This is a genomic window from Microbacterium sp., assembly GCF_047607225.1.
Classification (GTDB): domain Bacteria; phylum Actinomycetota; class Actinomycetes; order Actinomycetales; family Microbacteriaceae; genus Microbacterium.
The window spans coordinates 1-24,060 of sequence record NZ_JASGDO010000019.1; the positions used below are offsets into that span (position 1 = coordinate 1).

Annotated in this window: 23 protein-coding genes; 5 read left to right on the forward strand and 18 right to left on the reverse strand. The window is 70.7% G+C overall.

Annotated features, from left to right (window positions below):
- From QM591_RS03380 to QM591_RS03400, 5 genes are all read left to right on the forward strand, one after another.
- Positions 1–884, forward strand: an 884-nt coding sequence (locus QM591_RS03380) for an energy-coupling factor ABC transporter ATP-binding protein (protein WP_415129617.1), incomplete at its 5' end; no start/stop codon positions are given.
- The gene (locus tag QM591_RS03385; protein ID WP_415129619.1) at positions 881–1,693 is read left to right on the forward strand and encodes an energy-coupling factor transporter transmembrane component T family protein; all 813 of its coding nucleotides are present in this window, start codon (positions 881–883) and stop codon (positions 1,691–1,693) included. The genes QM591_RS03380 and QM591_RS03385, both read left to right, overlap by 4 nt.
- A gap of 37 nt (positions 1,694–1,730) precedes the next feature.
- Complete coding sequence (locus QM591_RS03390; RefSeq protein WP_415129621.1) at positions 1,731–2,603, forward strand: siderophore-interacting protein; 873 nt, start codon at positions 1,731–1,733, stop codon at positions 2,601–2,603.
- On the forward strand, positions 2,600–3,151 hold the full coding sequence (locus tag QM591_RS03395) for an ECF transporter S component (protein ID WP_415129623.1): 552 nt from the start codon (positions 2,600–2,602) through the stop codon (positions 3,149–3,151). Before QM591_RS03390 ends, QM591_RS03395 begins: the two co-directional genes overlap by 4 nt.
- Before the next feature lie 140 nt (positions 3,152–3,291).
- A complete protein-coding gene (locus tag QM591_RS03400) occupies positions 3,292–4,089 on the forward strand; it encodes an IclR family transcriptional regulator (RefSeq protein WP_415129625.1) in 798 nt (265 codons plus the stop codon).
- Here QM591_RS03400 and QM591_RS03405 read toward each other — a convergent pair.
- From QM591_RS03405 to QM591_RS03490, 18 genes are all read right to left on the reverse strand, one after another.
- On the reverse strand, positions 4,082–5,035 hold the full coding sequence (locus QM591_RS03405; protein WP_415129627.1) for an SMP-30/gluconolactonase/LRE family protein: 954 nt from the start codon (positions 5,033–5,035) through the stop codon (positions 4,082–4,084). The two genes, QM591_RS03400 and QM591_RS03405, sit on opposite strands and share 8 nt — an antisense overlap.
- Positions 5,032–5,952 carry a dihydrodipicolinate synthase family protein gene (locus QM591_RS03410; protein WP_415129629.1) on the reverse strand — a complete coding sequence of 307 codons (921 nt, stop codon included), beginning with the start codon at positions 5,950–5,952 and terminating at the stop codon, positions 5,032–5,034. The genes QM591_RS03405 and QM591_RS03410 overlap by 4 nt, the downstream gene beginning before the upstream one ends.
- Before the next feature lie 24 nt (positions 5,953–5,976).
- On the reverse strand, positions 5,977–7,689 hold the full coding sequence (locus QM591_RS03415; RefSeq protein ID WP_415129631.1) for a dihydroxy-acid dehydratase: 1,713 nt from the start codon (positions 7,687–7,689) through the stop codon (positions 5,977–5,979).
- Positions 7,686–8,465, reverse strand: coding sequence for an SDR family NAD(P)-dependent oxidoreductase (locus tag QM591_RS03420; RefSeq protein WP_415129633.1), 780 nt, complete (start codon positions 8,463–8,465; stop codon positions 7,686–7,688). The genes QM591_RS03415 and QM591_RS03420 overlap by 4 nt, the downstream gene beginning before the upstream one ends.
- On the reverse strand, positions 8,462–9,883 hold the full coding sequence (locus tag QM591_RS03425) for a hypothetical protein (RefSeq protein WP_415129635.1): 1,422 nt from the start codon (positions 9,881–9,883) through the stop codon (positions 8,462–8,464). Before QM591_RS03425 ends, QM591_RS03420 begins: the two co-directional genes overlap by 4 nt.
- Positions 9,880–10,686 carry an ATP-binding cassette domain-containing protein gene (locus QM591_RS03430; protein WP_415129637.1) on the reverse strand — a complete coding sequence of 269 codons (807 nt, stop codon included), beginning with the start codon at positions 10,684–10,686 and terminating at the stop codon, positions 9,880–9,882. Before QM591_RS03430 ends, QM591_RS03425 begins: the two co-directional genes overlap by 4 nt.
- Entirely contained in the window at positions 10,683–11,579 is an 897-nt protein-coding gene (locus QM591_RS03435) for an ABC transporter ATP-binding protein (protein WP_415129639.1), read from the reverse strand. Before QM591_RS03435 ends, QM591_RS03430 begins: the two co-directional genes overlap by 4 nt.
- Positions 11,576–12,466, reverse strand: coding sequence for an ABC transporter permease (locus tag QM591_RS03440; protein ID WP_415129641.1), 891 nt, complete (start codon positions 12,464–12,466; stop codon positions 11,576–11,578). Before QM591_RS03440 ends, QM591_RS03435 begins: the two co-directional genes overlap by 4 nt.
- Positions 12,459–13,421, reverse strand: a complete 963-nt coding sequence (locus QM591_RS03445; protein ID WP_415129643.1) for an ABC transporter permease — start codon at positions 13,419–13,421, stop codon at positions 12,459–12,461. Before QM591_RS03445 ends, QM591_RS03440 begins: the two co-directional genes overlap by 8 nt.
- A gap of 90 nt (positions 13,422–13,511) precedes the next feature.
- Entirely contained in the window at positions 13,512–15,062 is a 1,551-nt protein-coding gene (locus QM591_RS03450) for an ABC transporter substrate-binding protein (protein WP_415129645.1), read from the reverse strand.
- A 179-nt stretch (positions 15,063–15,241) separates the two neighbouring features.
- The gene (locus tag QM591_RS03455; RefSeq protein ID WP_415129647.1) at positions 15,242–16,015 is read right to left on the reverse strand and encodes an HpcH/HpaI aldolase family protein; all 774 of its coding nucleotides are present in this window, start codon (positions 16,013–16,015) and stop codon (positions 15,242–15,244) included.
- A gap of 71 nt (positions 16,016–16,086) precedes the next feature.
- On the reverse strand, positions 16,087–17,019 hold the full coding sequence (locus QM591_RS03460) for a phosphotransferase (RefSeq protein WP_415129649.1): 933 nt from the start codon (positions 17,017–17,019) through the stop codon (positions 16,087–16,089).
- Positions 17,016–17,936 (reverse strand): hypothetical protein, encoded by a 921-nt coding sequence (locus QM591_RS03465; protein WP_415129651.1) that lies wholly within the window; start codon positions 17,934–17,936, stop codon positions 17,016–17,018. The genes QM591_RS03460 and QM591_RS03465 overlap by 4 nt, the downstream gene beginning before the upstream one ends.
- Positions 17,933–19,357, reverse strand: coding sequence for an amidase family protein (locus QM591_RS03470; RefSeq protein WP_415129653.1), 1,425 nt, complete (start codon positions 19,355–19,357; stop codon positions 17,933–17,935). Before QM591_RS03470 ends, QM591_RS03465 begins: the two co-directional genes overlap by 4 nt.
- A gap of 42 nt (positions 19,358–19,399) precedes the next feature.
- Entirely contained in the window at positions 19,400–20,065 is a 666-nt protein-coding gene (locus QM591_RS03475; protein ID WP_415129655.1) for an HAD family hydrolase, read from the reverse strand.
- On the reverse strand, positions 20,062–21,420 hold the full coding sequence (locus QM591_RS03480; protein ID WP_415129657.1) for an aspartate aminotransferase family protein: 1,359 nt from the start codon (positions 21,418–21,420) through the stop codon (positions 20,062–20,064). Before QM591_RS03480 ends, QM591_RS03475 begins: the two co-directional genes overlap by 4 nt.
- 76 nt (positions 21,421–21,496) lie before the next feature.
- Positions 21,497–22,537, reverse strand: coding sequence for an ABC transporter permease (locus QM591_RS03485; RefSeq protein ID WP_415129659.1), 1,041 nt, complete (start codon positions 22,535–22,537; stop codon positions 21,497–21,499).
- Positions 22,534–24,003, reverse strand: a complete 1,470-nt coding sequence (locus tag QM591_RS03490) for an ATP-binding cassette domain-containing protein (protein WP_415129661.1) — start codon at positions 24,001–24,003, stop codon at positions 22,534–22,536. The genes QM591_RS03485 and QM591_RS03490 overlap by 4 nt, the downstream gene beginning before the upstream one ends.
- Positions 24,004–24,060: the final 57 nt, after the last annotated feature.

A 24,060-nucleotide genomic window follows, 5' to 3' on the forward strand; every position in this document is an offset into this window, starting at 1 on the left:
CTCCCGCGGCCGGATCGCCGCCGCCCCGCCCACCGGCTCCCGCGCCGACGGCGCCGGGTGCGCCGCTGCTCGCGGTGCGAGGGCTCTCGGTGCGCCGCGGTCGCACCGACGTGCTCCACGACATCGACCTCGACGTGCGCGCGGGCGAGTTCGTCGCGATCGTCGGAAGGAACGGTGCGGGCAAGACGACACTCCTCCAGGCCGTCGCGGGCGTCATCCCCGTCGCCAAGCGACGCGTATCGATCGACGGCGTCGACCCGGCACGCACCGACCTGCGCGCGCTTTCGCGGCGGATCGGCTTCGTCTTCCAGAACCCCGAGCATCAGTTCATCGCGCACACGGTGTTCGATGAGCTCGCCCACGGCCTGCGCCGTCAGAGACTCCCCGAGCCGGAGGTACGCCGACGCGCGGAAGAGATCCTGGAGCGGTTCGGGCTCGCCGACAAGGCGGATCAGCATCCCTTCCTCCTGTCGGGCGGGCAGAAGCGCCGCCTCTCGGTCGGCACCGCTCTCGTCGCCGGCGCCCCCGTGCTGGCGCTGGACGAGCCCACGTTCGGCCAGGACCGGGCGCGCGCCGACGAGCTGCTCGCGCTGCTGCAGGAGCTGAACACCGGCGGCACCACGATCCTCGTCGTCACCCACGACATGCAGTTGGTGACGGAGTACGCCGCGCGGACGATCGTCGTCGACGCGGGCCGCATCGCCGCCGACGGCCCTACGGCCGATGTCTTCGCCGACGAGGCGCTGATCCGGCGGTCGGGGCTCCGTCTCCCGCCGCTGCGCCGCGCGTTCCAGGGTTCCCGCCACGCCGGGCTCGCGCACGTGACCCGCCTCACCGATCTGCCGGGCGCCGAGGCCGCCGGCTCGTCGGGGGAGGCGCGATGACGGCGACCACGATCGACCCCTATGCTCGCGTCCAGGCGCCCGGGCGCTTCCTCCACGGCCTCAATCCGCTCGGCAAGCTCCTCGCCCCCCTTCCCGCCATGGTGGTGCTGGTCTTCGTCCGCGACCTCGTCACCCCGTTCGCGTTCCTCGTGCTGGCCTACCTTCTGATCCTCGTCGGCGCGCGACTGACCGTGCGGCTCGTCCTGGTGCTGGCGGTCGCGATGCCGGTCGGCATCGCCGTGCTGGGGCTCGGGATGGCGGTGTGGGCCGACCCGGCACGCGTGGACCGTTCCGTCGCGGTGCTGAGCGTGGGTCCCTGGACCCTGTACGGCGGCGCGCTGATGATCGGCCTCGCCACGGCCCTGCGACTGGCCGCCATCGTCGCCCTGGCCCTCGCCGCCGGTGTCACCACGAGCGGTCCCGACCTCGTGCGGGCGACCGTGCAGCAGCTGCGCGTCCCGTACCGGATCGGATACACAGCGCTGGCCGCGTTCCGCTTCGTCCCGCGGTTCGGCCACGAGCTCGACGTCATCCGGCAGGCCCACCGCGTGCGCGGATCGCACGGGGGCCGGGGCCCCTTCGCCGCGCTGGCGCGGTGGTGGGGGTATCTCGTTCCGCTCCTGGCCGGGGCGATCCGTCACGCGGAACGGGTGGCCCTCGCGATGGACGCCCGCGCCTTCGGGGCGTATCCCGACCGCACCGAGCGACACCTCGTGCCCTTCCGCCGCCGTGATGTCGTCTACGTCGCAGCCATGTGGGCGGCGTCGGCGGCGATCCTCATCACCCTCTTCCCATGGGTGCTCGCCTGACGGCTCACCGCCCCTCCACCTCGACGAAAGGACCCCAATGGCCCGCTACAGCAGCCTGGTCAAGCCGGCATCCCCCGAGCTCCTCCACCTGAAGGTGGTGCGCACCGAGCGCCTGAGCGAGCACTGGATGCGGATCACGCTCGGCGAAGGGGACATCGCGCGCTTCCAGCCGATGGGCTTCGACCAGTGGTTCCGACTGTTCCTCCCCCTCGGCGGCGACGAAGGTCTGGAGCGGATCCCCGCGAAAGCGAACAAGATCTTCGGCTACCTCAAGTACCTGCGGATCCCGGAAGGCGTGCGGCCGGTGATGCGCAACTACACGGTGCGCGCCTACCGCGCCGAGGGGCCCAGTGGTGGAGCGGAGATCGACGTCGACTTCGTGCTGCACGGGTCCGGTCCGACGGCCGGACCCGCCTCGCGCTGGGCGCAGGCGGCGGCCCCCGGAGAATCGGTCGTCATCATCGACGAGGGCCTCGGCTTCAACCCCGACCGCGGAGTCGACCGTGTCGTGCTGGTCGCCGACGAGACGGGCGCTCCCGCCGTCGCGGGCGTCTGCGCGTCGCTGCCGTCCACGGCGACCGGCGTCGCGATCATCGAAGCACCCTCGTCCGCCGACATCCTGTCGTTCCCGGCGCCCGACGGCATCGAGGTGCGCTGGATCGTCCGGGAGCCCGGAGCCAAGCCCGGTTCGGCGGCCCTCGCCGCCCTGCGGGCGCTATCGTTGCCCGACGCCCCGTTCCACGCCTTCATCGTGGGGGAGCAGTCCCTGCCGACCGCCGCACGGCGACACCTCGTCGGCGAGCGCGGCGTCGACAAGAACGCCGTGAGCTTTGTCGGCTACTGGCGGGTGGGCGCTTCGTCCCCCACCCCGAAATCCCACGCCCCCGTCACCGAGGAGAGCCGCGGATGAGTCGCGTCTCGACGGCGTACCTGCTCACCTGCGCCGCGATCGGCGTCGCCGGAGGAGCGCTGCTGGCCGGGGCCTGGGTGGTGTCGGTCGTGCTTTTCGCGACCGCGCCGTTCGCCTCGATCGCGATCGCGGGCGTCTGGGTGCTGCCCGCCGTCATCGCGCTGCGGCTCCTGCAGCGGCCGTTCGCGGGCCTGCTCGTGGGCCTGATCTCGGGCCTCGTGCTGTCGCCCTTCTACACCTTCGGCGCGATCGCGACGACGCTGTTCTGGTCGTTCTTCCCCGAGCTTCCCTTCCTCGTGACGCTCTACCGCCGATGGGCGACCTGGATGCACTACGCCGGAGCGGTCGCCATCGGCATCGCGTATCCGCTTTTCGCGGCGCAGTCGTTCGACCTGTGGACCATGGCACCGGCGCTCCTCGTCGCCTTCTTCGTCCTGTGCACGGCCAGTTGCGTGGCCGGCACGTGGGTCGGCATCCTCGTCGCCGACCGCCTCCGCCGCGCCGGGGTCGCCCGCCTCGCGCGCCGGCGTCCCGCCCTCACCCCCTGACGCCGAGTGTCCACGACGCGCCGTGCCGGGAGCGCCCGCGGCGGCGCGTCGTGGACGCTCGGCGAAGCGCGGATGCCGGGGAACGACTGCCTCCTCTATCCTGGCTGAGAGTTCTGTGATGCCGAACGGAAGGCGGATAAATGCCGGTCGATGAAGCGGGCCCGGTCGTGAAGAGTGTCGCGAAGGCGGCGACGGTGCTGCGCATCCTCGAAGAGCACGCGGGCACCCAGGGGCTGAGCCTCACCGACATCGCCCGGCGCATGTCGATGTCGAAGAGCTCGACGTTCGCTCTGCTGCAGACCCTCGCCTCCTTCGGCATCGTCGCCGTCGATCCCGTCGGCGCGGCCAATCGCACCTACCGACTGGGGCTCGAACTGGTCCGTCTGGGCCACCGCGCGGCAGCCCAGACGAGCGTTGCCGACATCGCCCTGCCGGAGCTGACGTCCCTGTCGGAGTCCACGCGGCTGACGGCCCGGATCGCCGTGCTCGACGGCGGGTGGGCGGTCGCCGTGGGACGGGTCGACCCGCCTGACGCCGTGCGGCTGGACCTGCGGCTGGGAGAGAGGGAGTGGCCGCACCGTTCGGGACTGGGAAAGGCACTCATGTCACGGCTTCCCGAGGCCGAGGTTCGCGCGATCCTCGCCCGCACCGGCATGCCCTCGAACACGAGCGCGACGTTCACCGACCCCGACGCCTTCATCGCGGCCCTCGCGGAGGCGCGCCGTCTCGGGTTCGCCATCGACGACGAAGAGGATGCCGAGGGCATCGTCTGCATCGCCGCCCCCATTCTCAGCGCCGACGACCGTCCCCTGGCCGCGGTGAGCGTGACGGGCCTGAAGGTCGGTCTGCTCGCAGAGAACCAGCAGCTCGTCGGCGAGCGGGTGCGCTCGTGCGCTCAGCAGATCGAATCTCTGCTGCGTCCCGTGCCTCTCAGCTGAGCGCAGCGGTCCACCCGTCCACGACGAACAGGCCGCCATCCTCCTCACCGGTGGCGGCGCCCGTGAGAACCAGACCCCACGGAGCCTCCGCCGAGCTGGTGACCCGGTCACACGGAACATCGATCCGCTCCACGGGTGTTCCGTCGGCGCTCAGCACGATCGCCGCCCGGCCGCCCCACACCGCCACAGCGATCCGACCGTCGGCGAGCACCGTCAGTCCGTCGGGAATCGCATCGCCTAGCTCGAACCGCACCCCCACACGCCACGCCGCGGGACACCCGGAGGCATCGGGCGCGCCCACCAGCATGCGCCGGCGCAACGAGTCGATGACGAGCATGCTCCCGTCCGCTGTCCAGTCGACGCCGTTGGAGCACAGCATCCCGCTCACGACCTCGGCCCACCGATCGGCACCGCGCCGCCAGAGCGACCCGCGCATCTCGGGATCGGCCTCGTCGCACGTGCCGGCCCACAGAGCACCGTCGGGCGCCAGACGCCCGTCGTTGAAGCGCACGTGCGGTCCGTGCTGTCCGTCCTCGGGCGCCGGCGTGAACGACGTGTGGACCGTGGCTCCGCGACCGCCGTGCCGCCGCTGGACGCCCTCCCATCTCTGGACGCCCGGACGCGAGGCGACGATCAGATCGTCGCCGATTGCGCGCACCATGCTCGGCGCATCCATTCCCTGTGCCAGCACGTCGAGGCGTCCCTGGGCATCGATACGCTGGACGGTGCCCGCCTCGATGTCGACCCAGGCGACCGCGTCGCCCACCCGCTCGGCCGACTCGGGCAGGCGCGCGCCGACGGAGGGGATCCGCCGGGCGCTCCGCGCGGGAAGCGCGGTCACCTCGCTCCACGCGATCACGCGCGTCCGTTCGTCATCGACGATGCCTTCGGCCGCCACGGGAACGACCTCCGCAGGGTCGCGATCGAGAGGCTCCGCGCCCGTCATGCCGTGACGAACACCGCAGCGTGCAGCTGATCGAACAGGCGGTCGACCTCGGCACGGGTCTCGGGGTCGATCCGGAAGCTCAGCGGTCCGCGGGCGAGCTCGGACGGGATGACGCGCTGCCGCACGAGGAGGTGCTTCTCGATCGCCACGTAGGTGTCGATGCTCGTCTGGAGGCTCACCATCGCATTGAGGGGTCCGGAGATCGCGTAGGCGGTCGGCCAGTCTCCGGCCACCGCTGCCTCCCACATGCGCTGAATGGCCCAGCAGACCTCGCTTCCCGGCATCGTCCCGACGATGCCGCGGCGGAAGCTGTCGATCACGGCGGCTCCCCCGGAACCTTCGAACGCGCGTGCCCGACCGGCGGTGGCGTCACGCAGCTCCGACAGACGCGGTCCGATCGGGGCCGCCTCAGGCTTGAAGTACACGCGTCCGTCGTAGGCCTCCAGCAGTCGCGCCTGCACCTCCATGCTGAGGGGACGGCCGACGTAGCCGCTGGCATCCTGCACGACGACGCCGATGGAGGTGGCCTCGAGGATCGCCTCGAAGTAGCGGTAGGTCTCCGCGTCGTCGAGGCCCACCGTGATCGGTGGGATGGCCATGACCGCGTCGGCGCCGCGCTCATCGGCGTGCCGCGCGAAGGCGACCGCCGTGCGCGTGCTCTCGGCACCCACGCTGACCACGCTCAGCGCGCCGCGCGCGCGAGCCGCGTCGATCACGAGCTCGTTCAGGTGCCGTCGCTCGCTCTCGGTCAGGCGCAGGATCTCGCTGACCATGCCGGTCGTGAGGCCTGCGACGCCCTGATCGAGCACCCACGACAGCAGCGCCTCCATCGCGCGATCATCGATGGCGTCGTGCTCGTCGAACACGGTCTGGACGACCGGCAGGACGCCGCTGATCGGCCGAAGGGTCTGTGACATCTGTTGATACTCCGTTTCGTTCGTCTATGAGCGCCCGACGACGGGCTCCACGAAGGAGCGCGACGAGGTGGTCGGGGCGGTGAGGAAGTCGAGGTCGCAGCCGTCTGGCGCCTGCAAGACGTGGTCGGCGTAGAGGCGCGGCCACCCGCGTTCGTGCGACCTCCTCCGCGGCACCAGCGCTGCACGGCGGCGGTCGAGCTCCGCGTCGTCGACGATCAGGTCCAATCGCCTCGCGGGCACGTCGAGGCGGATGGGATCGCCGTCGGCGACGAGCGCGAGGGGTCCACCGACGGCCGACTCGGGTGAGACGTGCAGCACGACGGTTCCGAAGCTCGTGCCGCTCATGCGCGCGTCGCTGACACGGACCATGTCGCGCAGGCCCCGCTCGGCCAGCCGCCGCGGGATCGGGGCCATCCCCCACTCCGGCATCCCCGGCGCTCCGACCGGGCCGCAGTCGCGCAGAACGATCACGTCGCCCTCGGTGACGTCGAGGTCAGGGTCGTCGAGTCGTGCCCGCATCTGGGCGTAGTCGTCGAGCACGAGCGCCCGTCCCTCGTGCACGAGCAGTTCGTCCGTGGCAGCGGCCACCTTGATGACCGCGCCGGTGGGGGCCAGGCTGCCGAACACGGCGGCCAACGTCGGAGCGGGCATGACGGGGTCGCTCGCGTCGCGGATGACCGATGCCGGGGCCGACGCGCGGTCGCGTTCAGCGCTCCACTGCGTGCCCGCCGCGGTGCGGGTGCTGCCGTCGAAGGCCGCCCCCATCGCCCGCGCGAGCGTGGGCACCCCCCCGGCCTCGCGGAAGTCGAAGACGAGTCCCGTGCCGCTGGGCTCGATGTCGGCGAGCAACGGCACCTCCCGCCAGAGCCGGTCCATCCGTTTGAGCGACGCATCGAGCCCGAGCCGGCCAGCGAGGGCCGCCAGGTGGATCACCGCGTTGGTCGATCCGGCGATGGCGGCCAGGGTCCGGATCGCGTTGTCGAGTGCGGCCTGCGTCATCCGCTGCGCGGGGCGTTCACCCGCGAGCACCATCTCCACAGCGCGCCTGCCCGCGTCCTGAGCGATCCGGTCCAGGGCATCGCCCGCGGCGGGGAGGCCTGTCGTTCCGGGGAGGGCCATCCCGAGCACCTCGGTGAGCACAGCCATCGTCGAGGCCGTCCCCATCGTGTTGCATGAGCCCGCGCCGGCGCACGCGAGCATCCCCTCGAGCTCTGTCCACTGGTCGTCGTCGAGCACGCCGGCACGCCGGTCCTCCAGCGCGCGCCACAGATCGGTCCCCGAGCCCAGCGGACGGCCCCGGAACGCGGGCGCCGACCGCGCACCACCGAGGAGCACGAGCGACGGCAGATCGGTCGAAGCGGCCGCCATCAGCGCCGCGGGCACCGATTTGTCGCAGTTGGCGAGGTAGACCACTCCGTCGAGCGGGTTGGCGCGCACCGTTTCCTCCAGCTCCATCGCCACGAGGTTGCGGTACAGCATGGCGCTGGGCTTCATGAGGTCTTCACCGAGCGACATCACCGGGAACCGGGCAGGAACGCCCCCGGCATCCCGAATGCTCTGCTCGAGGATCGGAATCAGTCGGTGGAACGCGAGATTGCACGGATTGAGCGTGCTCGCCGTGTCGGCGATGCCGATGACCGGCTTGCCCCGGTCGGCGGGGGAGATCCGCAACGCGACTCGATGCGACATCGCCACCTCGTCGTCGCCCGAGAACCAGGCGTCGCTCCTGAGGGTCATTCCGAGCCTCCCCGGGTGCGCACGTGCGAGGGATCCGAAGAGTCGCGTCCGAGCACGGCGGTCCATCCGCCGTCCACCGTCAGGGTGTGTCCGGTGATGTAGTCGGCCTGGTCGGAGAGCAGGAAGGCGACAGCGGATGCCACATCCTCCACCGATCCCACGCGTCCGAGCGCCGAGAAGCCGGCGACGTGCCGACGCGCGCCGTCGGGGTCGGGCGCGGAGTCGAACGAAGCCGTGAGGGCGGGGGTCTCCACCGCGCCGGGCGCGACCGCGTTGACCCGGATGCCGTCTGCGCCGTAGGCGACGGCCGCGCTGCGCGTGAGGGCCTCGATCGCGGCCTTCGTCATCTCGTACACGCCGTACCCGGCGTAGGCGGCGCGCGCATGGACGGAGGAGATGTTGACGATCGATCCGCCGCGCCCGACCATCGACCGCACCGCCGCGGCGGTGCCCCAGAGGGTGCCGAGTTGGTTGACCTCCACCAGGCGGCGAGCGGCGACGCCGTCGAGATCATGCAGATCGACACGCAGCGTGATGCCGGCGCAGTTCACCCAGCCCCACAGTCCTTCGTCGGCCGCGGCCGCAGCCCGAGCGTGCGTGTCGGGGTCGGCGACGTCTCCGGCAACGGTCAGGGGCGCACCGGGAAGACCGGCGGCGAGCTCGGCGAGCGCGGTCTCGTTGCGGTCGACGAGGACGAGGCGCAGGCCCGCGGCGGCCAGACCGCGGGCGATCCCCGCTCCGATCCCCCCGGCGGCCCCCGTGATCACGACGGTCATGCCTGCACCTCCCGAGCCGGCGGCAGTTCGCGGATGAACGAGTCGGTCGCCTCGATCAGCTCCTCGAGGCACCCTCGCGCCAGCAACGTCTGCCAGGTCTGGTAGCGATCGTGGTCGTACGCCTCGGCGTCGGGCAGATACATGAAACCGGGTCCGTTGGTGAGATTGAGCACGAACAGCACCCGTTCCGGGTGCCGCTCCCGCAACACTGTCTGCAGCGGCGAGCACGCCTCGCCGGGGTGGGCGACGACGACGGCATCGCCCACCTGCCACACCCAGAAGGGATGACGGGCGGTCGCGCCCTCGCGATAGCCGACGGCGAGTCGTTCGGAACGGGCGATCCGTTCGGCGGCGGCCACGGGGTCGATGCGCGCCCAGCGTCGGGCCACCTCCTCTGCGGTGCGCACCGGCTGGCAGGCGAGGGTCACGTGCGAACGATGGAACGCGGTCGACGAGGACGGCTGTGCGGGGTGCTCCGACCAGATACCCAACGGGGCGCCGGACTCGACCACCCCGTCGAACCGCAGTTGCGTCGACGGAGCGCCCATGTTCTCCAGCGTCGACAGCACGGCGTGGCCGAGTGCGCGTCCGTGCCGATCGGTGTCCGCGGTGCCGGGACCGTACTGCTCGCGGGGCGACAGGTCGCCCGATGCCCCCTGGAAGAAGAGGCACGGGACGCCGGTGGCCCCCGTCACGACGTCGCGCGTGGCGCCGATGTAGTCGGGGGACAGGAGCGAGTTCTCGTGGGCGAGGGTGGTGGGATGGCAGGCGTAGTTGACGAGCACGGCGCGGAGCCGCCCCTCGGGAGAGGCGACTCGCCCCACCGCGACCGTCGTGTCGGCGGGCTTGTCGGGCGCGAAGCCCAGCACGTCGCGATCCCCGCACGCGAGGTCGCGGTTGACCGCCATCGCACAGGAGCCGTACGCCCACGTGGCCACCGCGGGAGTCGCCTCTGCCGCCGCGGTGCGGCACGCGGCGATCAGGGCGTCGACCAGCGCAACCCGATACGGCTCGACGAGCTCGGAGCCGGGCAGGTCCAGCCCGCCTTCCGCGAGCGAGGGGCCGGCGTGGGTGTGGACGAGGTGGAGCAGGAGCCGATCGTCGGTCACCCCGAGGGCAGCGGCGAGCGGGTCGAACACCGAGGAGAACACGGCGACACTGTGCCACCAGCCGAGGTCGACGGTGAGGACCCATCGCGTGCCGGTGTCGTCGGTGATCGCGAGCGCCGACGCGGTGAGCGGCCGGTGCACCCCGGTGGCGTGCCCGATGCGGGCCGCGCCCCAGTTGTGCGCGCGGATGCCGACCGGCGGGGTGATGTCGACCACCGCGACTCCGGCGGTCAGAGCACTCTCGCGTGGTCTCCACTCGGTGTGCGCAGGTGTGGCATCCGTGATCAGCGGAGCACCCGATCCGCTCATTCGATCTCCCCCTTCGTGAGGTCGCCGCGCGGAATCGCCGCGAGTAGCTCTTGCGTGTACGGATGCCGGGGGTTGCGGAACAGCTCCTCGCGCCCGGCGATCTCGACGATGCGCCCCTCGCTCATCACCGCGAGGTCATGGGCCATGTAGCGGGCCACGGCCAGGTCGTGGGTGATGAACAGATACGTCAGCCCGAGCTCGCCCTGCAGTGACGAGAGCAGGTTGAGGATCTGAGCCCGCACCGACACGTCGAGGGCCGAGACGGCCTCGTCGAGGACGACGACGTCGGGCTGCACCGCGAGCGCGCGGGCGATCGCGACGCGCTGGCACTGACCGCCCGACAGCTCGTGCGGCCGGCGGTCGAGCTGACGGGCGGTGAGCCCCACGGCGTCGCCCAGCTCGCGCACGCGAACCTTGCGCTCGCGCGGCGACAGGTACACGTGGGCCACCATCGGAGCCTCGATGATCTGCGACACGCGCTGCCTGCGGTTGAGCTGGCCGAACGGATCCTGCAGCACGACCTGCATCCGTCGGCGCAGGCGCCGCAGCGCATCCTTCGAGAGCGCATGCACGTCTTCGCCGCACACCCGGACGCGTCCGCCGTCGGGCCGCTGCAGGCCCAGCACGGTGCGGGCCGTGGTGCTCTTGCCGCTCCCCGACTGGCCCACCAGGGCGAGCGTGCGCCCCCGCTCGACGCGGAAGCTCACGTGGTCCATCGCCAGGGTGTGAGATCCGCGCCGGCGGAAGACCAGCTGCAGGTCGTCGGCGACGATGATCGGCTCGGACGGGGTCTGCTCAGTCATGCGACGCTCCCTTGGAGGGGGTGGACGAACTCGGCCGTCTCGGTCGCCTCGCTCCGGGCCCGGTCCGACAGCGTCGGCACCGGCCGATCCAGCGGCATGTCGAGCGTGCACAGCGAGGCGACGAGCCCGCGGGTGTAGGGGTGACCGGGTGTGCGGAAGACCTGCGCCGCCGATCCGCGTTCGACCGTGCGGCCCGCGTACATCACCTGGATGTCGTCGCAGAACTCCGACGCGACAGCCAGGTCGTGCGTGATGAACAGCATCGACATCCCCCGGTCGCGGGCCAGTGCGCTCATGAGGTCGAGCACCTTGGCTTGCGTGGTCACGTCGAGCGCTGTCGTGGCCTCGTCGGCGATGAGCAGCCGCGGTCCGGCGGAGATCGCCATGGCGATCACCACCCGTTGCAGCATGCCGCCCGACAGCTCGAACGGGTACGCGTCGTATCGCTCCACGGGGCGAGCGATGCCGACCTCGTCGAACAGCTCCCCCACCCGCACGCGCGCGGCAGCACGGGAGAGCGGCGAATGGCGCCGGATGGCCTCGGCGACCTGATCACCCACCCGCATCACGGGGTTCAGCGCCGACATCGGGTTCTGGTAGACCATCGCCGAGGTCGCCCCCCGATAGGCGTTGAGCTCGCGCTGTGTCAGGGCGACGATGTCGCGTCCGTCGACCACGACCTCACCACCGAGGATCTCCACGGGCGCCGCATGCAACCGCATGAGGCTGAGGGCCGTGAGCGACTTTCCGCTGCCGGACTCGCCGACGAGCCCGAGCACGCGGCCCGGTGCGATATCGAAGCCGACATCATGCACGAGCTCGTGGTCGCCGTGCCGACCGCGGATGCCGACGCGCAGGCCCCGCACCGAGACCAGAGGAGTGGGGCCGTTCATGCGGGTGTACCTGTCTTCTCGAGTCGCCGACCGATCTGCTCGCTGAGGAACGTCAGCGAGACGAGGCTCACGATCATCATCAGCGCGGGGAAGACCATGAGCCAGGCGGAGTTGTACATCTTCGAGTAACCCTGCAGCAGCAGCGTTCCCCACGACGCGTCCGGAGGCTGGATACCGAGGCCGACGAAGCTCAACGTGGCTTCGAGCATGATCGCCTCGACCATGTTGATCGCCGCCTGCACCATCACGACCGGCGTCACGTTGGGGGCGATCTCCGTGAGCATGATGCGTCCGCGGGTCTGCCCGACCGCGCGGGCGGCGACGACGTAGTCACCCGCGAGCTCCGACACCGACGCGCTGCGCACGAGCCGGGCGGTGGTGGGCGACAGCAGCAGTCCGATGACGATCGTCATCGACGCCGCGGTCGGACGGAAGGCCGCCACGCACACCAGTGCGAAGAGGATCTGCGGGATCGCCATGGCGGCGTCTCCCAGACGCATGAGCACCGTGTCGACCCATCCGCCGTATGCGGCGGCCGTCATCCCCCACAGCATGCCCAGCAACACGCTGATGGCGGTCGCGCCCACACCGATCGTGAGCGACAGCTGGCCGCCGGTGAGCGTGCGCGCCAACATGTCGCGGCCCAGGTCGTCGGTGCCGAACCAGTGCGTCGCCGACGGACCTTCGAAGGGCGCACCGGCGTTCAGCTCGGTCGCCGGGAACGGCAGCAGCGCGGGCCCGAAGACGCACGCCAGCACGATCGCGAGCACTGCCCACCCGGCGGGCGGCAACACGCCGATCCACCGCTGCAGCATCGCCCGCGGCGCGTGAGTGACGGGCGCCGATCCCATCGGTGTCGGGGAGAGAGGCGTGAGCGTCTCAGACATGGGCGGACTCCTTCCGAAGACGCGGATCGCTCAGCCGATGGACGATATCGGTGATGACGGTCGTGAGGATGAAGAGCACGACGATCACCAGCACGACGCCCTGGAGCACCGCGTAGTCTCGTTTGTTGGCCGCGTCGAGGGCGAGCGAGCCGAGTCCTGGGATCCCGAACATGTACTCGACGACCACCACGCCTCCGAGTGTGTAGCCGATGATCACGCCGAGACGGGTCAGGAAGGGCACGAGGGCGTTCGGCAGGATGTGGCGCAGCAGCACCCGCGCGCGCGAGTCCCCCTTGCCGCGGGCGGTGCGGACGAAGTCGGCCGTCCACAGTTCGATCATCGACGCCCGAAGGAACCGCGTCAGCTGCGGGGCGGCGACCAACGCCAGCGTGAGGGCGGGGAGCAGCATGAGGAGCAGGTTTTCGCCGAGATCGGCATCCGGCGCCACATAGCCGCGCGCAGGGAGCAGCCCCGTCCACAGGGAGCAGACGAGGATCAGCACGATGCCGTAGACGAACGCCGGCACCGACATGCCGGCCGACGTGGAAGCGGCCACGACGCGGTCGATCGCGCCTCCGGGGCGCGCGGCGGCGGCCACCGCGAGCGGGATCGACACCACGAGCATCATCACGACGGCGATGAAGGTCAGTTCCAGCGTGATCGGCACCCGCTCCGCGACGAGGTCGGTCACCGGCTGCTGGGAGAAGTAGGACGTACCCAGGTCGCCGCGCGCGGCGTTGCCGATCCAGGTGAGGTACTGCTGCCACAGCGGGCCGGTGATGCCGGCCTGTTCGCGCAGCTGTTGCAGGGTCTCATCGTCGATCTGGGTGCTGGCGCCGAGGCGCGCGAGCACGGGGTCGCCGGGAAGCGCACGGAGGATCACGAACACAATGACCGTGGAGGCGAGGATCGCGAACAGGCTCCAGGCGATGCGCACGAGGACGGTCCTGAGCATCGGGGTGCTTCCTCTCAGTCGGGACAGGCGGGGGGGTGGGGCGGCGTCGGACCCGGAGGCTCGGCGCCGCCCCGGGAGGGGCAGGGACGATCACTCGATGGCAGCGGACTCCAGGTGCACCTGGCCGCCGCCTTCGATCCAGATCCCGGTCACCGACGCGGCGGAGGCGACGGCCGGCGCGGCGATCAGCGGGGTGATCAGCGGCACCTCTTCGTTCTCCAGCTTCTGGGCGGTGTCCCAGTACGCCTGCTGCGCGTCACCGGCCGGGGTGGCCAGGGCCGAGGCGAACGCGCTGTCGTATGCCACGCTGTTCCAGTTGCACTCGCACCGGCCCTCGAGCAGGAAGTTCATCGAGAATGCGGGAGAGGACGGCACCGACTGGAAGTTGGCGATGATGTAGCCGGGGTAGGACTTGCCGGCCGGGTAGAACTTGTCCGCCCAGGTCGCGGTGTCGTTGGCCTGGATCTCGAGGGTGATGCCGATCTCGGCCAGGGATGCCTGCAGGATCTGACCGGCGGCTGCCTGCTCGGCGAACGCGCTGGAGCTCCACCACACGAGGGTGTCGCCCTCGGTGACGCCGGCCTCGGCGAAGAGCTCCTTGGCCTTGTCGAGGTCGTACGGGTACTCGGTGAGGGCCCCGGACTTGTACGGGTTGGTGTCGGCGAGCATCGTGTTGGTCGTCGAGACCGCGCCTTGACCGTAGTACGCCGCCGCCAGGATCGCCTCCCGATCGGTGGCATAGGCCAGCGCCTGGCGGGCACGCACGTCGTCGAATGGCGCCGAGGTGAGGTCCATCTCCCACGTGACCGCCTGACTGAGCACCTCGGGCGTGTGGATCGCCAGGTTCGGCTCGGCTTCCAGCGTCGCGACGTCGGACTGCGCGACGTTGATGAGCACATCGAGGTCGCCGGAGCGGAGTCCGGTCGTGGCCGCGGTGGTGTCGGCGGTCTTCACCAGGTCGATTTCCTCGACCGCGGGCTCGCCACCCCAGTACGCGTCGTTGGCCGTCATCGTGAGGGTGCTGTCGGGCGTGAACTCGCTCACCACATAGGGGCCGGAGGTCACCGTGTCGCTGTTGATGTCGTCGACGTTGTCGACCTTGATCATCCGCACGCCGGTCACCGACTCGGGAAGGAAGGCGTTGGCCGCGTTCAGGGCGATCACGACGGTGGTGTCATCGGCCGCCGTCACCGAGTCGATGGTGGCGAGCTTGTTCGCCTCCTGCGTGGCCGTGTTCGGATCGAGGTAGTAGGCGAACACGTCCGCGACGGCTTGCGCGTCGAGCGGGGTGCCGTCGGAGTAGGTCGCCCCTTCGGCGAGGGTGAAGGTCCACTCCGTCGCATCGTCGTTGCTCGTCCACGACGTCGCCAGGTCGGGGACGATCTCGCCCGCCGCATTCCACTGGGTCAGTCCGGTCCACAGGAGGGGGAACAGCGTCTCCTCGAAGGCGAAGGTGCGGATGGCGGGGTTGAGCTGGGGGATCCCGGATGCGGCGCCCACCACCAGGGTGCCGTCGGAGGCCGGTGTGCTGGCACCGGGGGTGCCCGGCGAGGAGGAGCAGCCCGAGAGTACGAGAGCGGAGACGAGTGCTGCGGCCCCGAGGGTAGAGCGCAGTCGCGGGGCACGTGAACGACGCATCATGTGAATGCCTTCCCAATCAGATGTTCTGTATTACCGAACGGGTTTCGGTAATGAAGACCATTATTGAGTGCGCACTCACGTCGGGCAAGCCACCCTGCCCCCTGAGCGAGAGATTTAACGCGCTCGTCACATATGGAGACGCGGCCGGGCACGGATCGGGTCTCCGTGCGTGCTCGTTCTCAGTATGCGCCGGCGACAGACGAGGACTCCCCGGTCGCCCTGCTCAGCACCCCGGCGGCCGCCGAGAGCAGTAGCGCGGAGTCGGTGGCGATCGTGCGCATGCCGAATCCACGCGCGGCCCAATGGCCGGCCATCTCGGGGTCGGAGCAGTGGAGACCGGCCACCAGACCCCGGCGGGTACAGGACTCCGCGACGCGGGAGAGATGACCGTCGATCACCTCGCTCTCGCGATAGGTGCGACGACCCTCGCCGATGCCGAGGGCGAGGTCGTTCGGCCCGACGTACACGCCCGCCAGGCCCGGCGTGGCGACGATGCGGTCGACGTTCTCCAGACCCCGAGCGGTCTCGACCATCACGAAGACGCCCACCGCGCGGTTCGCATCAACGGGCGACAGTGACCGCTCCGGCAGTATCGGCCCCCAGCTCCGGGAGCCGAGCGGCGGGTAGTGAGCCGCCGCGACGGCGGCTTCCGCCTCCGCGGCATCGTCGACCATCGGGACGATCACGTCGTCGGCGCCGGCGTCGAGTGCATGCATGATGTATTCCGGACGATTCCAGGGCACCCGCACGATCAGCCGAGCCGTCGAGGCCCGCATCACTCGCGCAGCATCGGGGATGCGCCGCGGATCGAACAGGCCGTGCTGCAGGTCGATGCACAGATAGTCGAAGCTCAGCCCGGCCAACGCCCCGAGGGCGCTCACCGAGTCGCCCGTGACCCACACACCGTTGCCCCGCGGCGTGTGCTCCGCATAGTCTCCTGTCGCTGTGGACATGTCCGCACTCCGTTCGTTTATACCTAACTCTGATAGGTAATACCGAACATAGTCGCTCGCACAGAAGCCAGCTACAGGGCATCGAATGCGCGGGCGCACTCGTCGCTGCGCAGCATCGTGAGCGCGCCGAGCAGCATCCCCGCACCGTACTTCTCGTAGTCGAAGTCGATGTCGCGGACGACGGAGTTGTACAGCGCCCAGTGTCCCCACTTCACGAGGGTGCCCACGCCCGAGAGGTACAGGCGGGCCAGCTGGCCCTCGGTCGGCGCGGCGCCCGAGTACCGCTCGAAGAGCGCGGCTCTCAGGTCGACCGGAATGCCGAGGATCGTGAGGTACGCGCCGAGCTCGTAGTACCGATCGGTGTTTGCGGCGTAGTCGAAGTCGATGAGCATCATGGGCGCGCCGTGCTTCACCATGAAGTTCGGCGGGTTCGGATCGTTGTGTCCCGGTACGAGCTCCAGCCCTGCGGCGACGTACCGCTCCTGGATCGGCCGCCACCGCTCCTGCACCTCCCGCTGATACGGCTGGAGCGCCCGTCCGGTGTCGGCGACCTGGGCGCAGTGCTCGTCGATCATGCCGAACAGGGTCTTGGTCACCGACAGCAGCTCGCCACCGTGCAGCTGACGGTAGAGGCGCATGACCTCGTCCATGCCCTCGGGCGAGAGCAGATCGCCCGCGCCGGAGGAGCGATACCCCTCCAGAAACGCGCTCACCTCGATGCCGGTCACCGGGTCGAAGTACAGCACGGCGGGTCCGACCCCGGTGGCGGCCGCAACGACGGCGGCCTCGTGCGCGACCCGACGGTCGACGAACGCGTCGGCTCCGAGGCCCGGCACCTTCAGGAATCGGGTGCCCTCCGGCGACAGCATCCGCCAGTTGACGTTGGTGGTTCCCGATGAGATGCGCTCCAGGCGCAGATCGCCTGCGAACGGCCAGTCGGGAAGCCTCGGCAGCTCGTCGGCGAGCGCCCCGGCATCGAGGCCGTGCCATGCCACGACGGTCATCGCCATCCCTCCCCCGCCTGCGCCACGAGCGCGTCGATCTGGCCGGTGAGCACGAGATGTTCGGCGTGCCAGGAGCGGAACATCAGGTACCCGAGGTAGCCGACATCCGAATCGGGCTCCAACGCGTGAGCCTGAAGAGCCCGCAGCAGCACCCACAGATCGACGATCACGCCCCAGAGACGTGCGCGCGCGAACGCACCGGGATGGGCGTTGCCCCACAGGAGCGGGAACGCCTCCTCCGCGGGCAGCACCGTCGGCGACAGCTCGGTGAGGATGCTGCCGACGTCCGCGAGCGGGTCGGCGAGGCCCGCGGTGGTGCCGCCGGTGAGCAGCACCGCACCTCCCGGACCGAGCTGGATGTCCGAGAGTTCGGACGACAGCCACGCGGGTTTCGGATCGGGGCCTGCGGCCACCGCACGACGGATCACGGGCAGCGCGGCGGCGACGGGCCGCAGCGTGAGCGGCAGCTCTGCTCCGACCGCCGCCACCCCATCGAGCATCGCCTGGGCCTCCCGTCCCAGATCGCGCACGGGCATGTCGGCATCCGACTCCCGGAACGCACGGCGGGCGGCTCCGATGGCCGCCACGGCGCCCGGGGTCCGCTGCAGGCGCAGACCGGTGGCCACTCGCCACGGATCGCCGAGCGCGGCTTCGACGGTGACGCCGCGGTGCTCGTCGAACGCGTGCACCCGCGGACCGACACCGATGCGCCCCGCCGCCATCCGTGCTGACGCGGCAGCAGACGACGCGGCGTGCGGGCGCGGCGCCTTGGCGATGACGACCTCACCGGCATCCGTCGTCGCCTGCCAGCTCTCGTGCGACGCGCCCTGCCAGCTGAGCAGGGCGGCACCGATCCCGGTGGGCTGCCAGTCCAGCCCGGCCCACGCGGCGGGAAGCCCGCTCAGTCGTGCGCTCATGCCCCCGCGACCTCGGCGATCGGGAAGGCGAGCTCGAACGACCGTTCACGCTCGAGCAGGGCGAGCACGCCCAGCACGCCGGCGTCGTCGAAGCGGCGTCCGCCGACCTGCACGCCGATCGGCATCCCGGACGCCGACAGCGCGACCGGAACCGTACCGGCGGGCAGGCTCGTGAGGTTGTAGGGAGAGGTGAAGACCATGTGGTCCAGGGAGTAGTCGTTGCGGACGGGCGTCACGTTCTCGGCGGGGAAGGAGACCACCGGCGTCACCGGAGAGAGCACATAGTCGTAGGTGTTCAGCACGGCGGCGATCTTGGCGCGGACGCCGTCGAGCTTCTTCTCGTTGATCACGTGCTGGACCGCGGTGATCTCGGTGCGGCTGAGCAGCTGCTCCAGCAGCTGAGGCGGCAGGAGCGGCCACAGCTCCTCCGGCACCGCCAGCAGCTCGGGCAGTCCGCGGGTGGAGAGCACCGTCATGAAGCTCTCGCGATCGTAGGCCGTGGTCAGAGGCTCCTCGATCGGCACGACGGTCGCGCCATGGGCCTGGAGCACCGCGACCTGAGCACGCACCGCTTCGGCGACCTCCTCATCCACCCCACCGGGCACGTCCGACGCGAGGAGCAGCCCCACCGTCACGCCGTCGAGGGAGTCCACCGCCGTGCCGTCGCCGTCGAAGGCACCCGGGAGGCTCAGATGGTCGGTCGCATCCGGCTTGCCGATCACCCGCAGAAGCGCGGCGGCATCCGCCACGGTCCGGGCCATCGGCCCCGCGCTGCCGATGAGCTTGGGCGGGTCGTAGGCGATGCGGCCCTGCGTGGGCTTGAGCCCCACCAGCCCGCACAGTGCGGCGGGCAGACGTACCGAGCCGCCCATGTCGGTGCCGATCGACAGCGGCCCGGCTCCCAGCGCGACGAGCGCGCCGGACCCACTCGACGATCCGCCCGGATTCAGCGCCGGATTCCAGGGGTTGCGGATGATGCCGAACTGCGAGCTCACCCCGGCACCGATCAGGCCGAAGTCGGGCATCGACGTCTTCGCGAACAGGGTGGCACCGGCTTCACGCAGGCGGCGCACCGGTGCGCCGTCGTGGACGGATGCCGGGGCCGCATCGTTGAGCCTGCTGCCGTGCCAGCGCGGGAGCCCCACCATCGGGAAGCTGTCCTTCACCGACACGGGCACGCCGTCGAGCTCACCCAGCGGCGTGCCGGCGGCCCACCGTGCGGCGCTTTCGGCCGCGGCCTCCAGCGCCTGCTCGGCGTTCATGACGGCGACCGCGTTCAGTTCGACACCCGCCGATGCGGCGATGTCGATGGCCGCCTGAGTCGCATCGACGGGCGAGATGGTGCCGTCGCGATACCCGGCGACGAGGTCGGCGGCCGTGGCGGCGGCCAGTGCTGTGGTCGGTGTGGAAGCGGTCATCATGTCTCCAGAGTCGGCGGGTGATGCGGTCGGCGGGTGATGCGGTCAGAGGGTGCGAGCCGTCGCAGTCGGCGGCGCGAGCTGGTGCAGATCGGCGAGGGTGCGGCCGACGAGGTCGTCCCATTCGGCGGCGGCCGCCGATGCGTCGATCGGCAGATACAGCGGCACGGCAATGGCGACGGCGCCGCTGGCGACGGCGGCGGCCAGTCCCGTGGAGCTGTCTTCGAGCACCACGCAGCGCTCGATCGCGACTCCGAGCCGCGCGGCGGCCGTGAGGTAGGCCTCGGGGTGCGGCTTGCCGTTCACGACGTCGTCTCCGGCGACCGACGCGAGGGCCACCGGGGCCACCGAGACGACGTGGTCGACGATGACGCGGTTCGACATGCTCACGATCGCCTGCGCAATCCCTGCCGTCTCGACCTCCGCCGCGAGCGCGAGCGCCCCCGGGCGGAAGACGAGATTCTCGGTGAGTCCGCGGTGCACGCGGGTGGTCAGATCGGCCACGATCGTCGCCGCGTCGCCGACCACTCCCGCCGCCTGCAGCAGACCGGCCGTGGTCGCCATGCTCGCCCCGACGAGGCGGTCGAGATCGTCTCGGTGCAGAGTCACCCCGGAGCCGGCCGCGAGCGCACCGGCGGCATCGAGCCAGGCACGCTCGGAGTCGATCAGCGTGCCGTCCATGTCCCAGAGCACGGCGTCGGGCCAGGTCATCGGGGAGCGACCTCGTCGAGCACCGCGTCGAGGGTCTCGAGCAGCAGGTCGGCCTCCGGCGCCCCGAACACGAGGGGAGGGCGGATCTTGAGCACGTTGTTGCCAGGCCCGGCAACGCTGATGAGCACGTTGCGCTCCCGGAGCGCGTTGACGATGCCGAGCGCGGCCACCGAGTCCGGCGTCTTGGTGTCGGGGTCGGTGACGATGTCGACACCGATGTAGAGGCCCGATCCGCGGACGTCACCGATGAGCTCCCTGCCGGCGGCGAGCGCCAGGAGGCCGTCGCGGATGCGGATCCCGGTGCGGTCCACCGATCGGATCAGGTCGGTGGACTGGATGAAGTCGAGCACGGCCTGCGCGGCGGCGATCGACACCGAGTTGCCGCCGAAGGTGTTGAAGTACGGCACCTCCGTGCCGAAGCGGGCGAGGATCTCGGGGCGTCCCGCCAGTGCAGCCACGGGCACCCCGTTGCCCATGGGCTTGCCCATCGACACGAGGTCCGCCTCGACGCCGTGTCGTTCGAAGCCCCAGAACGTGGTGCCGGTGCGGACGAACCCCGGCTGCACCTCGTCGGCGATGAACAGTGCACCGTACTCGTGCACGACGTCGATGGCCGGCGCGAGGAAGCCGCGCGGGTCGGGGTAGATGCCGTCGGAGGAGAAGATCGAGTCGGCGAGGAATGCCGCGGGACGGATGCCGTGGGCGAGCAGGTCGTCGAAGGCCTCGCGCACCCGCTCCGCGAACCAGGCTCCGATGTCGTCGGCATCCACCCGGTAGGCGTCGGGGGCGGGAATGATGCGCACGGTGTCGTCATCGGGGAACCCGCCCGAGATCGCGGGGGAGACGCGGCTGAGCAGCTCGGTGGTGCCGTGGTAGGCCTCGGCGGTCACCACGATGCCCTGCCCTCCCGTCCACAAGCGCGCGATGCGGATCGCGAGGTCGTTGGACTCCGATCCCGAGTTCGTGAACATGATCGACCCGATGTGGTCGGGGAGGGTCGCCAGCAGCTGCTCCGAGTAGGCGACGATGCCGTCCTGCAGATACCGCGTGTGGGTGTTGAGCGTGCGCATCTGCGTGGCGACGGCATCCACCACGGCAGGATTGGCGTGACCGACGCTCGGAACGTTGTTGTAGGCGTCGAGGATGCGGGTGCCGTCGGCATCGTAGAGGTAGGCGCCCGCACCCGAGACCGCGTGCACGGGCGTGCGGTAGAACAGGCGGTAGCTCGGGCCGAGACTGGCCTGCCGGCGGAGGACGAGCTGTTGCGCGGCGGGGTCGAGCCGGTCGAGATCGGCGATGCGGAAGCTGTTGCCGTCCATGATCGAGGAGAGCGATACGGGCGCGTCGGTGGTCATAGGGTGGGTCCTTGTGTATCTCGGGGATGGCGTGGGGGCTCGGTCAGGTCGGCAGGGGCGAGGACGGGGAGGCGGCTCAGGTGCGGACCGGCTCCTGCGCCTCGACCGCATCGTCGTCGACGGGGGCGGTCTTCTGTGTCGTGCGTTCCTTGGCGAGCCGGTTCCAGGCCGCCTTCAGCACCCGCTGCAGCGTCTCGTCGAGCGAGATCGCGATCACGAGGGTCAGGCCGACGACCATCGTCTGCAAGAACTGGCTGACCCCGAGGATCACGAGTCCATTGCGCAGCACACCGACGAACAGGAGACCGGCGATGACGCCACTGATCCGGCCCGCACCGCCGGCCACGGCGACACCACCGAGGAGCACCACGGTGAGGGCGCTGAACTCGAGCCCTTGACCGGTGGTGGGGGAACCGGCCTGTAGCTTCAGCGTCATCAGGGCGCCCGCGAAGGCGGCCGCGGCACCGGTGAGGACGAACAGGCGCAGCCGCACGGTGCGCACGTTGATCCCCATGAGGAAGGCGGCCCGCTGGTTGCCTCCCGCCGCCAGCAGCTGACGACCGAACGGACGGTAGTTGAGCACCCACCACGCCAGCACGGTGACGACGAGCAGGATCAGCATGGGAAGCGGGACGACACCGAACAGCGCGAACCCGGCGATCGCACGGGAGTCGGCGGGCAGGCCCGTGATCGTGCGGCCGTTGGTCAGGAACAGTGCCAGACCGGCCCACACGTTGAGCAGGCCCAGCGTGACCACGAGCGGGTTGAGCCGAAGGTGCTCGACGAGGAGGCCGGTGACCAGCCCGGTGACGATGCCCGCCGCCGTGCCGACGAGGATGCCGAGCCAGATGCTCCCCGTTCCCGTGGCGACGATTCCGCACACCACCGATCCCAGGCTCGCGACCGAGCCGACCGACAGGTCGATCGAGCCGCTCATCACGAGGTAAGCGAGGGGGATCGCGATGATCCCCACTTCGGCCATGGACAGCACGATCGTGATGAGGTTTCCCGGCTGCACGAAGCGCGGGTTGAGCATCGTGAACACGATCACGAGCAGGATCAGCGCGACGATCGCGCCGTTCTTGGCGAGCAGGATCTTCAGCTGGGTGACGTTCATACCGGGGCGCCCTTCGTGGGAATGAGGTCGAGCAGGGTCTGCAGCAGAGCCGCGTCGAAGTCGGGGGTGCGGTCGAGTTCGGCGATGCCGCCGCCGGAGAGCACGTAGCTGCGGTCGCACAGTCCGGCGATCTCGTCGCTCTCTGCGCTGGCGACGAGCACCGTGGCACCGTCGGCGGCGGCCTGCCGCACGGCGCGGCGGATGTCGGCCTTCGCACCGACATCCACTCCCTGGGTGGGCTGCGCGAGCAGCAGCACCGTCGGCGCCGCCGGGTACAGCCACGCGGCCAGAAGGTGCTTCTGGCGGTTGCCGCCCGAGAAGGCGGAGATCGGCGACTCCGGGCCGGGGCCCAGGATGCCGAGCCGTCGGCGGGCATCGGCGTAGCCGGCCACCCGAGAGCGGCGGGTCGGCGCGACGCGCGCGCCCGACACCCGTCGGCCCCGCCACGGCAGATACACGTTGTCGCGCGCGGCCATGCCCGCGATGAGGCCGTCGCGATCGCGGTCGGCCACCACCAGGTGCACGCCCTGGCGGATCGCCTCGAGAGGGGTGCGCGCGCGGTAGGGGGCGCCGTTGAGCGTGGCTTGCACGCCGCCGGCGCCGTGCAAGCCGTTGAGCAGCTCGAACTGCTCGCCTGCCGCGACGCCGAACAGCCCCACGACCTCCCCCGCACGGAACACCAGGTCGTGAGGCGCGCGGATCTCCAGCACGGGAGCGCCGACGGCGGACGCCACGTGCTCCGCTTCTTCCAGGTCGGGCACCAGGGCGCTCGCCAGCGCGCCGGCCGTGAGACCGGTCACGGCGTGCTGACCGGCCACCTTCCCCTCACGGAGGATCGTGACCCGGTCGCAGACCTCGATGATGTCGGGCAGGCGGTGGGAGACGTAGATCACCGTCGTCCCCGACGCGGCCAGGCGGCGGATGAGGCCGTGGAGCGCGTCAGTCTCGGCCTGCCCGAGCGCGGCGGTCGGTTCGTCGAGGAACAGCACCTTCATCTGGCCGTTGAGCAGCCCCCGCGCCAGATCCACGACCTGGCGCTGCCCGAGCTCGAGGCTGGAGACCATCGTGTCGAGGGCGAGATCACCGCCGCCGACCTCGGCGAGCGCCCCACGAGCCGCGTCGCGGTCGGCCCTCGCGCGCCCCGTCCGATCGCGTCCGAGGTAGAGGTTGTCGAGCACGGTGAGATTCCCCACGAGAGCGGGCGTCTGGTGGATGACCGTGATTCCGAGCTCGGCGGCCTGGCCCGGGGTGTCGGCGGCGACCTGCTCGCCGTCCACCAGCATCCGTCCCCCGGTGGCTCGCACCGCACCGGTGGCGACGTTGACGAGCGTGGACTTGCCGGCACCGTTGTGTCCGAGAAGGCCGACGATCTCACCGGCGGCGAAGGTCAGGTCGACGCCGTCGAGGGCGCGCGTGACGCCGAAGTCGACGGTCATGTCGTCGAAGGCGAGGCGTGGGGTGCTCATGCGGGGCTCCTCCGTGCGGAAGCAGTGCGGGTGCGGGAAGGGAGGGTGCCGGAGTCG